Source organism: Neobacillus cucumis (assembly GCF_023715505.1).
Genome location: NZ_JAMBOH010000006.1, coordinates 223,414 through 238,182, shown reverse-complemented (window position 1 = coordinate 238,182; position 14,769 = coordinate 223,414). Strand labels below are relative to the sequence as shown.

The following is a 14,769-nucleotide window of genomic DNA, read 5'->3' as shown; positions in this document are numbered from 1 at the left end:
ATATTCACACGCCTTTCTCTATACTTTGGAATGTTTCTTCCAACGCTACAGTAAATTCATCAATCTCCGCTTTTGTTACCGTTAATGGCGGTAAGATTCGAACCACATTTGGTCCGGCAGTTAAGATTAAGAGATGGTTGGCAATCGCCTTTTGCACGATTTCCAAAGCATTAATCTCTACCACTAATCCTTTTAGGAAACCTTTACCGCGAATTTCCTTTATAAAAGAATGCTTCTCTTTTAATTGTAGAAGCTGCTGGTCGAGATAATTTACCGTATCCTTAACATCTTCCAACAGATTACTCTCCATAATATGGGTCACTGTGGCAAGCCCCGCTGCTGTTGCTAAGGGGTTTCCGCCAAAAGTACTGCCGTGGCTGCCGGGTTCAAACCCTTTTGCTGCCTCTTCTTTAGCAATAATCGCTCCAATTGGAAAACCAGAACCCAACCCTTTTGCGATACTTATCACATCTGGTTCGATCGAATATTGCTCATAGGCAAATAATGTTCCCGTTCTGCCGATTCCTGTTTGGATTTCATCCACCATCAGGAGGATCTCATTTTCCTTACAGATATGTGCTAGTTTTGTCACCCATTCCTGATTTGCCGGAATAACTCCGCCTTCACCTTGAACCAATTCCAGTAAAACTGCTGCAGGTTTAAGGGTGATAAGCTGATCTAACGCTTCCTCGTCATTAAATGGCAGGTAGCTGAATCCGGGCATTAGCGGTGCAAAGCCCTGTTGGATTTTTTCCTGTCCTGTTGCAGTTAACGTAGCTAAGGTTCTTCCGTGGAAGGATTGTTGAAAGGTAACCACTTCTGAAGAATTGCTTCCTTTTATTTTATTAGCGTATCGTCTTGCCAGTTTAATAGCAGCTTCGTTTGCTTCTGCACCACTATTACAGAAAAAAACCTGATCGCCACAGCTATTAGCTGTTAGTAATGCAGCAAGCTGCTCTTGATTAGGAATGTTATATAAATTTGAACAATGCCACAGGTTTTGCAATTGTTCCTCTAGCTTTTCCTTAACTGGATCGGGAACATGCCCTAAGTTACATGTGGCTATGCCTGAAGTGAAATCTAAGAATTGATTCTCCTCGTCGTCCCACACGTAACTACCTTTTCCCTTTACTAATGTGACAGGAAAGCGACTGTATGTGGCCATTACTGGTGTGGTTAGGGAGACGGATGTATTGTTAACCATTAGGCTATCTCCTCTTCTAAGACAATTTTTGTACCGACGCATTTGCCGTTTGAGTAGTCTAACAGACTATTTTTCTCAAACCCATTAATGATTCCTACTTCAGGGATGTTGTGAACAAGACCGTCAATCGCGGCTTTGACCTTTGGAATCATCCCTCCATAAATGGTTTGTTCTAGGATCATTTGTTCAATTATGGTCTTTGAGACCTTATCAAGCTTTGTTTTTACCCCATTCTTGTCAACTAAGATTCCCGGAATATCACTGATGAAGCATAGGTTTGCTTCTAATGCCTTGGCAATGGCTGAGGCAGCAATATCACCATTTATATTGTAACGCTGCCCACCTGCATCAATTCCTACAGGAGATATAACCGGGATAAATCCTTGGTTTATAATGCCTTCGATGATGCTGTGATTGACTTCTACCACTTCTCCAACAAAACCTAAGGTTTTTGCATCAGCTGTTGGCACAGCCTTTAGTAATCCACCGTCAACGCCGCTAATTCCTATCGCGTTTCCACCTACTTCTACAAGGTTTCTAACCACTTGTTTATTGACCGATCCGCTTAAAACCATTTCGACTACGTCTAACACTTGATGGTCAGTTACTCTTAATCCATTCACAAATTTGGTTTCAACGTTTAAGCTTTTTAGTAAAGACGTAATTAATGGGCCCCCGCCATGAACAATAATGGGCGTCCACTCACTAGATGTATGCATTTTTACGATATCCTCATAAAAGGATCTTGGCAGATTTTCTAACACACTTCCGCCACACTTAATGACTAAATATTTCATTTTTGTCCTCCCTTAAGTGCGGTAGGATGCATTAATTTTTACATAATCATAAGTAAGATCGCATCCCCAGGCCGTTGCACTGTAGTCACCCTGATTTAAGTTAACATATATAACAACGTTCTCTTGTTCTAAGTAGCTTTTTACCTCTTCTTCAACGATTGGACACGGTAAGCCCTTTTCAAACACTTTATATTGACCGATTGAAACTTCTAATAAATTTGGTTCAATTGGTACACCGCTGTATCCAGCAGCTGTGACAATTCTTCCCCAGTTAGGGTCTGTTCCATAGATTGCTGTTTTAACGAGATTAGAAGAAATAATTGATTTGCCGACCGTTTTAGCTGCATTTGTGCTGAAAGCCCCACTTACTTGGATTTCAACAAGCTTTGTTGCACCTTCACCGTCTCTAGCAATCTTTTTGGCAAGTTCCTTACAGACAATACCTAAGCCATCCACAAAACAGTCCCAGTCTGGATGTTCTTTTGTTAGCTGTTCATTGCCCGCTAAACCGTTTGCCATAACCAGCACCATATCATTGGTACTTGTATCGCCATCGACCGTAATCATATTAAAAGTTTGATTTGTTACATCCTTAAGAGCTGCTAATAAGTCCTCTTGAGCTATGTTTGCATCGGTTGTTACAAAGCCGAGCATGGTGGCCATATTCGGATGAATCATCCCGGAGCCTTTTGCAGCACCGCCGATTGAAATGGTCTTTCCATCTATTGTTAATTGAACACCAATTTGTTTGATACAAGTATCAGTTGTTAAAATAGCTTGTTTAAAATTTTCCTCTTGTTCATATTCCGATTGGAGGATTTGTTTTATTCCAGTATTAATACAATCCATTGGTAGCAATTCACCGATTACTCCCGTTGAAGTAACTGCCACAAGATGCTGTTGTACGCCTAACTCGTCTGCGAATTTTTTTTGCATCTCTGCTGCATCAAGTAAACCCTGCTCGCCTGTACAGGCATTAGCATTTCCGGAGTTTACAAGTATTGCTTGGATTTTATTTTCTTTTGCTATACTTTCTTGGGTTACGATAAGTGGTGCAGCCTGAAAAATATTAGTTGTATAAACTCCCGCAACTGCGGCTGGGACATCCGATACGATATATCCTAAATCAAGGCGCTTCTTCTTAATTCCGCAATGCATACCACCGGCCTTATACCCTTTTGGTAAGGTTACACTCTCATTTCCAAGTATAACGATTTTGTTGGTTGATGTGGCTTGTGTCAATTTCCTTTTCCCCCTTAAGATTCCCTTGGCATTTAACCGGGCTATTTAACTAGTAATTTATTAGTTTTAACTTATGGATATATTGGTAAATCAGTGAGCCCAGTTTGATCATCCCAGCCATTCATTAGATTGGCGTTTTGAATCGCTTGACCTGCAGCCCCTTTAACTAAATTGTCGATAACTGAGATGACAGTTAACCGATTAGTTCGCTCATCCACATGCAAGCCAATATCACAAAAGTTTGATCCCATAACTTCTTTTGTTGCGGGTATATTTCCTTCCTGGCGTACTCTTATAAAATGAGATTCTTGATAAAATTGTTTATATAAATCAATAACTTTTTTGGTTGAAATTTTTTCTTTTAGATTCACATACATCGTGCACATGATTCCCCTTGTCATTGGAACAAGATGTGTAGTAAAGGTAACGGTAATAGGATTACCACTCTCATCTGACAAAACTTGTTCTATTTCAGGGATATGCTGATGTTTTCCTAGTTTATAAGCTTTAATATTTTCATTAATCTCTGAGTAATGGGAAGTTAATGACAAGCTTCTTCCCGCACCAGATACTCCTGATTTAGCATCAATAATAATCGATTTTTCATCTGCTAATTTTGATTTAAGTATGGGTAAAAGACCAAGATTTGTTGCTGTTGGATAGCAGCCGGGATTAGCAATTAAAGTTGACTGCCTGATTTTCTCTTTATAGATTTCACTCAAACCGTAGACTGCCTGTTTTAAGTACATCTCTTCCGGTGATGCGTGTTTATACCAATTCTCGTACTCTTCAGCAGACCTCAACCGGAAATCTCCGGATAGGTCAATACACTTGATTCTTTTTTCAAGCAGCTGTGGTACAAGTTTGCTGCTCACACCTGAAGGGGTAGCGAGAAAAACAATGTCATTTTCTTCACTTAATCTATCAGCATTAAATGTTTCAAGTGTTTGATCAACAACGTGGGAAAGATGTGGATACACATCACTAAAACTAACTCCAGCTTGGGAGTTGGATACAACTGAACCAATCTCCAAGTATGGGTGCTTATTAATTAACCTGACTAACTCAATTGATCCATAACCTGTTCCACCGATAATTGCAGCTTTCATTTCTTCCACTCCCAAGTCGCTTTTATAATGAATTATTATACATACCATTATATAATTATTCAATAGTTAATTAGCCTAATTTTTTATTTTTACTGAAAATTATCCTATTTATTTTTGGAAACGCTTACAATATTCTTTGTAAGATTATACATTTTATATGCAAAAAAAAAGCTCCTGAGATGTGCAGGAACTTCATTAGATTAACTACCAAATAGTAATTTATAGGCTTGTATGGAGCAAATTCAATACGCTTCGCAGTTCCTTAACCGCTACCTGCCCGGGTGCGGAAGCCTTCTTAGCAGCTCCAAAAGTAACGGCCGAGCCGAATAATTCTCCAGCTAAGCGGCTGATAACTCCCTTTCCTGCCATTGACATAGTAATAATCGGTCTATCTGCGAACTGTTCATTCATAGTAGTGGTTGCATCCAACAATGTAAGTACATCAGCCGTACTAGTTGGCATTACAGCGATCTTCGGGAGATCTCCCCCTAGTTCTTGTGCTTTACATAAACGTGAGATAATCTCCTCTTTTGCAGGAGTCGTCTGAAAATCATGATTAGAAATAATCACAAAAACATTTTGTGCATGAGCTGCTTCTATTAACGCCTTAACATCATTTTCTTCATTAAATAACTCAACATCGACGATATCGGCTAGGCCAGTTTCAGCGATCGCTTTATTTAGTTCAAAATAGTATGCGGTGCTAACCTCTTTTTCTCCACCCTCTTTAGCACTACGAAAAGTAAAAACAAGAGGGGTCTCTGTGAGGATTCCTCGAATCTCATTTAAAGCCTCTATTACCTTTTCAATTTGTTCGACATCCTCAAAGAAATCGACACGCCACTCTACTACATCCAAATCAAGTGTGTTTAAATAGTTTGCCTCCTCTATTAGTTGAGCTAAACTAGTCCCTACCATCGGAACACAAATTTTAGGAGCACCTTCCCCAATTGTAATACCTCTGACTGTAATTGTTTTCTTCATTTTCCCCAGTCCTTTACTATTTTTTATACAAAAGTTCATGAGGTATTACGCTTACTTTTCACCATGTAATTCCCAAGCTAATTTTAATGATTCTACAATATAATCAGCTATTTCTTCTACATCTTGATTATCAGTTGATACTACAGAATGGTGATCAGCGTAGATCTCCTGACGCTTATAGAACAGTTCTTCAATTTCTTTTAAGGACTTTCCTTTTAAAACAGGCCGGCTGTCGATAATAAGGCTTATTCGCTCCTTCCAATTTTCCCAGGATAAATCTAGAAAAATGACCAGGCAATTATCTAAACAAATCTGTTTGATCTCTTCTTGTAAAAATGCCCCGCCACCAAGAGAAATAACCTTCATTTTCCTTTTGCATAAATCTGTAATTACACTTTTTTCTTTTTCACGAAATGCTTTTTCTCCAATCTTATTAAAGATTTGGGACGTTGGCATGCCGTATTCTTTTTCTATCTCGGCATCAATATCGATAAAATCTCGATACAGTTTTTTCGCTACAGCTTTACCGATAGTAGTTTTTCCTACCCCCATAAACCCTATAAAAACTATACTCATTTCTTTTAAAGAAACTCCCCGATAAACCAATTTATTATTCCCCCTCAAGGATATGGATTGTATAAACATCTTATCTGAAATAAGGCATTATCTTGTCATAATTATAATAGTTCCCTCTATTGAAAAACAATGTTTATGTGAGTATTTGAGCATATTAAACCTTAAAAGAATTAAAAAAAAAGACCCCAGCTGGAGTCTCAATTCAAAACCTTAGTTCTTCATCTTCGGGTCAAGGACATCCCTTAGTCCATCACCCATTAGATTAAATCCCAGCACTGTCAGCATAATAGCGATTCCCGGAAAAAACAATGTCCATGGAGCCTGGGTAATATAATTTTTTGAATCTGCCAGCATCTTTCCCCACTCTGGTGTCGGCGCCTGTGCCCCCATTCCGAGAAAACCCAGGGCTGCCGCTTCGATTATAGATGTGGCAATCGCTAAAGTTGCTTGGACAATGACTGGTGAAATACTGTTAGGGAGAATATGACGAAAGAGAATTCGTGTGTCCTTCATCCCCACTGCTCGGGCTGCCATAATGTATTCTTCTTGCTTAACACTTAACACCTTAGATCGGACAAGCCGGCCAAAGTTCGGAATATTAATAACAGCAATGGCAATTAATGCGTTTTGTAAAGATGGTCCAAGGATTGCGACAACCGCTATAGCTAATAGAATACTAGGGAAGGCGAGCATGATATCAAAAATACGCGAGATAAGCGAATCAATCCAGCGGCCATAATATCCCGCGACAATTCCTAAAATGGTCCCAAATACGACAGATCCTAGGACTGAAAAAAATCCCACCCATAAGGATATTCTTGCCCCGTAAACAATTCGGGAGAAAATGTCACGGCCAAAATCATCTGTGCCGAACCAATGATCACTTGAGGGAGGGAGCATTCGATCTGTTAGCACTTGCTCCTTAAAACTATAGGGTGCAATGATTGGTGCTAAAATGGCAATCATGATAAAAAAAACTACAATCCCCAGTCCCGCCAGGGCTAAACGGTTTTTATAAAATGATATCCAGGCTTCCTTCCAAGGAGGTGTCAGCTTTTCTTCAACAAATACAGTCTCGATATTAGCTGTTTTTTTTACAAGTTCCGCCACTTAACAATCTCCCTCCTTTATTTCGTATATTTAATTCTTGGATCAACAAAGACGTACAATAAATCCACAATTAAATTAATAAGGACAAAAATGGCAGCAATTAATAAAATGCCTGACTGAATCACTGGATAATCACGATAGCCGATTGCATCATATAAATATCGGCCAATTCCCGGCCAGCCGAAGATTGTTTCTGTTAGGATGGCTCCCCCCAATAGCAGGCCTGTTTGCAATCCGATAATGGTCAGTACTGGAATAATCGCATTTTTTAAAGAATGCTTATAAACCACCCAAAACATACTTAGCCCCTTTGCTCTTGCAGTACGGATATAATCTGATTTCATCACTTCTAGCATCGTGGCACGTGTCATTCTTGCAATTATTGCCATGGGAATGGTGGCCAGTGCCAAGCTAGGCAGTACCAAATGTTTGAGAACAACGATAAATTGGTCAAATCTTCCTTGTAATAACGTATCTATTAAATATAGATTGGTAATGGCTGATACGGGATCTCTAACATTCTCTCTACCTGTGGTTGGAAGCCAGCCTAAATGTATAGAGAATACCCATTGTTCCATTAAACCAAGCCAAAATATTGGCAGTGATACCCCAATCAGGGCAAGTACCATTGCCACATAATCAAACCATGATCTCGAGAACCAGGCACTAACAATTCCTGCATTTACTCCAATAATAACGGCTATAAACATTGCAACAATCGTTAATTCCGCTGTGGCTGCAAGGTAAGACCAAATTTCTTCATTAATAGGACCTCTTGTCCTCAGCGAGACCCCCAGATCTCCATGAATCAATGCATTAATATAATCTACGTATTGTATGTACCATGGGCGGTCTAATCCTAATTCCTTTGTTAGAGTAGCAATCGATTCTGCAGTTGCCCTTTGACCAAGAATGACTTGTGCTGGATTACCGGGAATGGCATGGATAATAGCAAAAACGACTAGTGTCATTCCAATTAAAACAGGTATTAGAGAAAACACACGACGGACTGTGTACGTAAACAAGTTTTTCACCTCTTTTGAGAATGAACCTTAAGTTACCAAAGGGAGGGAAAGTCCCTCCCCTCTGTTCCAAGATAAGAAATGATTACATTACTTTGAAAATGGTCCAGCTCCAGGGCCCAGTGACTAGTGTACTTCGCTAAACGGGCGCTCGCTCTTTTCTTATTATTTAAACTCAACCTTGGTAAGTGCTTCTGAACCTGTTGGATGCGGCAGGTAATGAACTACGTCTTTCCCGGCTGCTAACAATGGTGTTGAGTGTACAAGCGGAACCCATGGAGCATCATCATGGATGATTACCTGTGCCTGCTCGTAAAGGGCATTGCGCTTAGCTTGATCCGTTTCTGTCTGCGCTTTAATTAAGATATTGTGCAATTGGTCATTGCTATAATAAGAATAGTTATTGCTTCCGATGCTGTCTTTATCAAGCAAGGTGTATAAGAAGTTATCAGGATCTCCATTGTCGCCCGTCCAGCCAAGCATGAACATATCAAACTCACCTTTGGCTGCTTTATCTAAATAAGTTGCCCAGTCAACAGACTGGATTTTCGCTTTGACGCCTATTTTACTTAAGCTTTCTTGAATCACTTCTGCCACCTTTTGAGCTTCCGGCATGTATGGACGAGCTACAGGCATAGCCCAAAGGTCAGTTTCAAATCCTTTTTCGTAACCTGCTTCTTTTAACAATTGTTTTGCTTTTTCCAAATCATATGGGTATGGCTCAACAGACTTATTATAGCCCTCAATCGAAGGTGGCATTGGATTAACAGCTTCAAGTGCCTTTCCTCCATAAAATGCATCGATGATTGATTTTTTATCAATGGCATAATTGATGGCTTGACGAACGAGCTTGTTATCGAATGGTTTACGAGTGGTCGTTAAACCAATATAACCCACGTTCATTGACGGTCTTTCAATCACTTGAAGATTAGCATTTGCTTTAACAGTGGCCTCGTCTGAGTTGTTTAGGCCATCCATTACATCAATTTCTCCATTGGCAAGAGCATTAAGCCGTGCTGTATTTTCAGGAATGACACGGAAAATCACTTTGTTTAACTTAGGGTAGCCTTTTTGCCAGTAGTCTGGGTTTTTCTCAAGCGTAATTGTATCGTTTTCTTTCCACTCCACGAATTTGAATGGTCCTGTACCAACAGGATGCTGTCTAAATTTATCACCGTATTTTTTAACTGCCTCAGGGCTGGCAATTCCAAACGGAGACATAGCTAGGTTCTTTAAAAATGGTGCTTGAGGTCTTGTTAATACAAATTGTACAGTATGGTCATCAACCGCTTTAACTTCTTTAATTACATGTCCTTTTTCCCCTTTATAGCCTCCAAACATCGTATAGTAAGGAAAGCTGTCTGCATTTCCATTCATCCAGCGGTCAAAGTTAAAAACTACTGCCTCTGCATTAAAATCGGTCCCATCATGAAATTTAACTCCTTGCCGAAGTTTAAAGGTATAAGTTAACCCATCAGGAGTAACTTTCCATGATTCAGCAAGTCCAGGATTGATGGTGGTATCCTGGTCGCCATATTGGATTAAGGTTTCAAAAATGTTTTCCGTTACTTTAAACGTTTCACCTTCCGTTGAGGTGATGGGGTCTAGTGATGTAGAATCTCCTCCACGGCCATAGACTAGTGTGTCTTTTTTCGCGGCACTTCCAGAAACAGGATCTTTCTTGCCTCCTGTTGCTTCATTTGTTTTACTGTTGCAGCCAGCCAAAAACATGCTGATAGCTAGTAGAGAAATCAACAACAGTATAAAAGGTTTTTTCTTCATAAGAGTTTGTTACCCCCTGTACATTTTATTTTTTATCATAAATGCAGCAAATCACTCGTTATATAAATGACATGCAACAAAATGACCGTTCCAATCATGTTCTTTAGGTCTAGTTGTTTTACAAATATCCATCACCTGTGAACACCGGGTATGGAAGGCACATCCTGATGGAGGGTTTGCAGGGCTTGGAATCTCACCGTCAATTAAAATAGTTTCCTTCTTTAGATCAGGGTCTGGAATCGGCACCGCCGAGAGTAGTGCCTTTGTGTAAGGATGGGAGGGATTTTGATATAGCTGCTCGCTATCGGCTAACTCTATTAATCTTCCTAAATACATCACGCCTACACGATCACTAATATGTCGTACCACACCTAAATCATGTGCGATAAATATGTAGGTAAGCTGAAATTCATTTTGGATATCCTTCATTAAGTTAAGAACCTGGGCTTGGATTGAAACGTCCAATGCTGACACAGGTTCATCTGCTATTATCAGCTTCGGTTTCGTCATCAATGCTTTAGCAATCCCAATCCGTTGACGCTGACCGCCCGAGAATTGGTGCGGATATCGTTTGGCATGGTAGCTGCTTAAGCCGACCACCTCGAGCATTTCTCGCACTTGTTTTTTTCGCTCTTCTTTAGTGCCAATCCCATGAACAATGAGCGGCTCTTCAAGAATTTGTTCAATCGAATGTCTCGGGTTTAAGGATGCATAGGGATCTTGAAATACCATCTGGATATCACGGCGGGTTTTTCTTAATTCATTTTTTGACATACTAGTAATCTCTTTATCTTCAAACACAATCTTTCCTTCACTTGCTTCAAGTAAACGCATTAACAGACGGCCAGTAGTCGATTTCCCACAGCCGCTTTCCCCAACAATGCCCAAAGTCTCTCCCTTCTTAACATAAAAAGAAACATCGTCAACGGCTTTCACTTCACCTTGCTTCCTTCCAAAAAGTCCCCCAGTAATTGGAAAGTACTTTTTCAACCCATTTACCTCAAGAAGTAACTCTGACATGCTTGTCACTCCCCTCCTTCAATATATGTAGGAAACAGCGAACTTCATGTTCCTCTTTTTCCAAGTTCAATAATTGAGGTTCTTCTTCATGGCACTTACCAAATGCCTCCGCGCACCGTGGCGCAAACCGGCAGCCATTTTGAATAGTTCCCGGCGCAGGGACGGTTCCAGGTATGCTATAGAGACGCTCCTTTTTCCCTCTTAATTCAGGGACGGATTTTAATAGCCCTCTAGTATAAGGATGCTGAGGATTTTTAAGTATGGTTCTGACATCACCTTGTTCTACAATTTGTCCAGAGTACATCACGATTACCCGCTCACAAATTTCCGCTACCACACCTAAATCATGTGTAATGAGGATAATGGATGTATTGGTTTTTTTATTTAAATCCTTCATTAATGCAAGAATCTGAGCTTGTATGGTTACGTCAAGTGCAGTTGTAGGTTCATCCGCAATCAGCACCTTAGGATTGCACGCCATTGCCATAGCGATCATGATCCGTTGTCTCATCCCACCCGATAATTGGTGGGGATACTCTCTCAAAATTCCCTCAGCCCTTGGGATTCCTACTAGTCTTAATAATTCAATGCCTCGAACTAGTGCTTCTCTCTTTGAGAGATTAGTATGTAGTTTGATGGCTTCCATCACCTGATTTCCAATGGTGAACAAAGGATTTAGTGAAGTCATAGGTTCTTGGAAGATCATTGAAATTTGATTCCCACGAACTTTACGCCACTCTTTTTCGGAGAGGTTTATTAAATCTCTTCCTTCAAAAATAATTTGACCGTCCTCAATTTTACCGGGCGGTGATGGAATTAACCCCATTGTGGCTAACGAAGTTACACTTTTGCCACTCCCTGATTCCCCTACGATTCCAAGAATTTCCCCCTCTCTCAGATTAAAACTGATGCCATCAACAGCAGGTAAGAGTGTTTTCCCAGACTGAAACGATATTTTTAAGTTCTTTATCTGTAAAATATGACCCACAATTACACCTACCTCTTAATCTATGGTTTTTAAATTACGTTTGAAATATTATAATATAACAAATTTTAAAACTATTATGACATATATCACCTGCCTATTTTTATCAAAATTTGTCAATAAAATAAAAAATTATAAAAAAAAGCCTTACACCACACTGCATTAAAGCGTTATTGCAGACTAGTATAAGGCCTCTTATTTTCTGATTTTTGGCTTATTTTTATATTAATATTATAATTTTTTACCCGTGTAAATATAAATGGCATCTCTTAAAAATTCAGCTGTCCCTGGCTGCTCTTTATCATAGTAGGCAGTGAATCTCTCATCATCTACATACATTTGAGCAAGACCGGCATGGGCCTCTTTGCTATATTCAGTCCAATAATAGCATAACCATTGTTTGTGCAGTTCGGCAGCCTTTTGGGCTAGTTCCCCACCTGGATCGCCTGTTTTAAACGCCTCAGCTAAGGTCATAGTGATATTCTTAGCTAATTCAGTGACCTCATCATGCTGCTCCTCTGTCATATTCATTACCTTTTCATTTGATTGGTCTACTCTATCGTTCCCATATTTTTGGCGAATTTCTTTCCCATACTTTTTCTCGTTTTCCTCAATCATCTTTTTCTTAAAGCCATCAAACTTTTCTTTATCGGCCATCTTCATTCTCCCTTCTGTTAACGCAATGGTTTTATCGACATTAGCAATTAATAAGTCTAATTGTTTCTTTTTCTCAAGGAGTTTTTCACGATGTTCTCTAAGTGCGGCCGCACCATCAAAGGACGGATCAGTGACAATTTCTTTGATTCTCTCTAAGCTGACATCTAATTCCCTGTAAAATAGAATTTGCTGCAGCCGATCGACTTCCTTCTTGCTATAGATTCGATAACCTGACGAATTGATTCTTGCCGGCTTAAGGATCCCGATTTCATCATAATATCTTAGTGTCCTAGTACTTATCCCCGCTAAACTCGCCAACTTTTGTACTGTATACTCCATTTCGTTCACCTCCTCTTGTTTAAACAATACACCTTTACGCTGCGTCAAAGTCAATCAACGGAATGCCCAAATTTAATCAATACCTTTTGATTTGCAATTGGAAGTTCTGTAATTCCATTTAGTTTTAATAATCCTAACTAATTTAAGAGCTTCTTTTAATGTAGTAGAGTGAAAAATTTTTCTAGTCAGAAATAATTAATTATTTCAAAAAAACTTTCTTTTTTCCTTGGTATTTATAAATATATTGAATTATCAAGGTTTTTAGTTGAGCTTCACTTTATTGCCAAAAAAAGTTTTTGACAATTCAAATATGTGAAAAGTATTATAGAATAATAAAGAGGAGGTTGTATAATGTCAAATCTAAATAGGCAGAAAATTGTGGATAGTGTACCTCAGAAAGGATTCTTCGGACATCCTAAAGGTCTATTCACCCTTTTCTTCACCGAATTCTGGGAAAGATTCTCTTATTACGGAATGAGAGCTATTCTCGTTTACTATATGTATTATAGTGTAACCAAGGGCGGTTTAGGTATGGACCAAACCTTGGCCTTATCGATTATGTCGATATACGGTTCCCTCGTGTATATGTCAGGGATTATTGGCGGCTGGTTCGCTGACCGAATCTTCGGTACGTCAAGAGCAGTGTTCATTGGGGGCATCCTCATAATGCTTGGTCATATTGCCCTCGCAATCCCTGGAAGTATCGCCTTTTTCTTTGTTTCCATGGTATTGATTGTCTTGGGGACAGGGTTATTAAAACCAAACGTTTCAACCGTTGTTGGGGAAATGTATGCTGAAAATGATAATCGCCGTGATGCTGGATTTAGTATTTTTTATATGGGGATTAACGCAGGTGCCTTCTTATCACCATTAATCGTTGGCTCCAAAACGATCATGAATACCAGCTTCCACTTAGGTTTCGGTATTGCTGCAGTGGGTATGTTCTTAGGATTAGTTGTCTTCTTAATAACAAAAAAGAAAAATCTTGGTCTTGCAGGAACCACCGTATCAAATCCGCTTACATCTTCTGAGAAGAAAAAAGTATATACTTATTTTGCAGTTGCGATAATTGTTATTGCTATTATTGGTTTTATTACAATTCCAAATGGGTTATTAACATTTGAAGGGTTTATTAACATTGTAAGTATTCTTGGAATTCTCATTCCGGCTATTTACTTTATTCGCATGTACACAAGCCCTAAAACTACATCAGTTGAGAAATCACGTGTTGTCGCGTATATTCCATTGTTTATTGCGTCCGTTATGTTCTGGGCGATTCAAGAGCAGGGTTCGACCATCCTTGCCAATTATGCGGATAAGCGGACACAATTAGATTTTGCTGGTATACAGATTTCTCCCGCTTGGTTCCAATCATTAAACCCATTATTTATTATTGTTTTAGCTCCTGTATTTGCTGCAATATGGGTAAAATTAGGCAAGCGTGAGCCTTCCATTCCGCAAAAATTCTCATTAGGCTTATTATTTGCAGGTTTATCATTTATGGTTATTCTTGTTCCAGCCTATTTCGGAGGAACAGATTCTTTAGTAAATCCATTATGGCTAGTTCTTAGTTATTTAATTGTTGTACTAGGGGAGTTATGTTTATCACCTGTAGGTCTATCAGCAACTACAAAATTAGCTCCGGCAGCTTTCTCAGCGCAAACCATGAGTTTATGGTTCTTATCAAGTGCAGCTGCTCAGGCATTAAATGCACAAGTAGTTAAATTCTATACACCTGCAACAGAAATGACCTATTTTGGTGTAATTGGCGGTGCTTCCATCGTCCTTGGTTTTATTCTATTAATGCTTGCACCAAAAATTCAGGTATTAATGAAGGGTATTCGATAATAAGAAAAGCGCAAGCGCCTTGGTCAGCCCCGACAAGCATAAGAGGCTCAGGGAAAGAAGGGGTTCTTTGCCTTCATTCCCTGAGAGGTTGTAG

The 14,769-nt window shown here is 39.4% G+C and carries 13 protein-coding genes; 1 reads left to right on the top strand and 12 read right to left on the bottom strand.

Features of this window, described 5'->3' with window-relative positions:
- Nucleotides 1-4: 4 nt before the first annotated feature.
- The 12 genes from M3226_RS11830 to M3226_RS11775 all read right to left on the bottom strand — a co-directional run bounded on the left by M3226_RS11830 (nucleotide 5) and on the right by M3226_RS11775 (nucleotide 12,827).
- A complete protein-coding gene (locus M3226_RS11830) occupies nucleotides 5-1,204 on the bottom strand; it encodes an acetylornithine transaminase (RefSeq protein WP_251565536.1) in 1,200 nt (399 codons plus the stop codon).
- Nucleotides 1,204-2,001 carry an acetylglutamate kinase gene (gene argB / locus M3226_RS11825; protein WP_251565534.1) on the bottom strand — a complete coding sequence of 266 codons (798 nt, stop codon included), beginning with the start codon at nucleotides 1,999-2,001 and terminating at the stop codon, nucleotides 1,204-1,206. Before argB ends, M3226_RS11830 begins: the two co-directional genes overlap by 1 nt.
- 12 nt (nucleotides 2,002-2,013) lie before the next feature.
- Complete coding sequence (gene argJ / locus M3226_RS11820) at nucleotides 2,014-3,243, bottom strand: bifunctional glutamate N-acetyltransferase/amino-acid acetyltransferase ArgJ (RefSeq protein ID WP_251565532.1); 1,230 nt, start codon at nucleotides 3,241-3,243, stop codon at nucleotides 2,014-2,016.
- A 71-nt stretch (nucleotides 3,244-3,314) separates the two neighbouring features.
- Nucleotides 3,315-4,352 carry an N-acetyl-gamma-glutamyl-phosphate reductase gene (argC, locus tag M3226_RS11815; RefSeq protein ID WP_251565531.1) on the bottom strand — a complete coding sequence of 346 codons (1,038 nt, stop codon included), beginning with the start codon at nucleotides 4,350-4,352 and terminating at the stop codon, nucleotides 3,315-3,317.
- 219 nt (nucleotides 4,353-4,571) lie between these two features.
- Nucleotides 4,572-5,336 carry a type I 3-dehydroquinate dehydratase gene (gene aroD, locus M3226_RS11810; RefSeq protein ID WP_251565529.1) on the bottom strand — a complete coding sequence of 255 codons (765 nt, stop codon included), beginning with the start codon at nucleotides 5,334-5,336 and terminating at the stop codon, nucleotides 4,572-4,574.
- Nucleotides 5,337-5,387: 51 nt separating this feature from the next.
- Nucleotides 5,388-5,912 (bottom strand): shikimate kinase, encoded by a 525-nt coding sequence (locus tag M3226_RS11805; protein ID WP_374110586.1) that lies wholly within the window; start codon nucleotides 5,910-5,912, stop codon nucleotides 5,388-5,390.
- A gap of 210 nt (nucleotides 5,913-6,122) precedes the next feature.
- Complete coding sequence (gene nikC / locus M3226_RS11800) at nucleotides 6,123-6,992, bottom strand: nickel transporter permease (protein ID WP_251565631.1); 870 nt, start codon at nucleotides 6,990-6,992, stop codon at nucleotides 6,123-6,125.
- A 47-nt stretch (nucleotides 6,993-7,039) separates the two neighbouring features.
- On the bottom strand, nucleotides 7,040-8,047 hold the full coding sequence (locus M3226_RS11795) for an ABC transporter permease (RefSeq protein ID WP_251565524.1): 1,008 nt from the start codon (nucleotides 8,045-8,047) through the stop codon (nucleotides 7,040-7,042).
- A 162-nt stretch (nucleotides 8,048-8,209) separates the two neighbouring features.
- A complete protein-coding gene (locus M3226_RS11790; protein WP_251565522.1) occupies nucleotides 8,210-9,826 on the bottom strand; it encodes an ABC transporter substrate-binding protein in 1,617 nt (538 codons plus the stop codon).
- A gap of 51 nt (nucleotides 9,827-9,877) precedes the next feature.
- On the bottom strand, nucleotides 9,878-10,846 hold the full coding sequence (locus M3226_RS11785) for an ABC transporter ATP-binding protein (RefSeq protein ID WP_251565520.1): 969 nt from the start codon (nucleotides 10,844-10,846) through the stop codon (nucleotides 9,878-9,880).
- A complete protein-coding gene (locus M3226_RS11780; RefSeq protein ID WP_308211941.1) occupies nucleotides 10,827-11,837 on the bottom strand; it encodes an ABC transporter ATP-binding protein in 1,011 nt (336 codons plus the stop codon). The genes M3226_RS11785 and M3226_RS11780 overlap by 20 nt, the downstream gene beginning before the upstream one ends.
- A gap of 225 nt (nucleotides 11,838-12,062) precedes the next feature.
- Complete coding sequence (locus tag M3226_RS11775; protein WP_251565516.1) at nucleotides 12,063-12,827, bottom strand: MerR family transcriptional regulator; 765 nt, start codon at nucleotides 12,825-12,827, stop codon at nucleotides 12,063-12,065.
- A 351-nt stretch (nucleotides 12,828-13,178) separates the two neighbouring features.
- Between M3226_RS11775 and M3226_RS11770 the strand changes: the two genes are divergently transcribed.
- Nucleotides 13,179-14,675, top strand: a complete 1,497-nt coding sequence (locus tag M3226_RS11770) for a peptide MFS transporter (protein WP_251565513.1) — start codon at nucleotides 13,179-13,181, stop codon at nucleotides 14,673-14,675.
- Nucleotides 14,676-14,769: the final 94 nt, after the last annotated feature.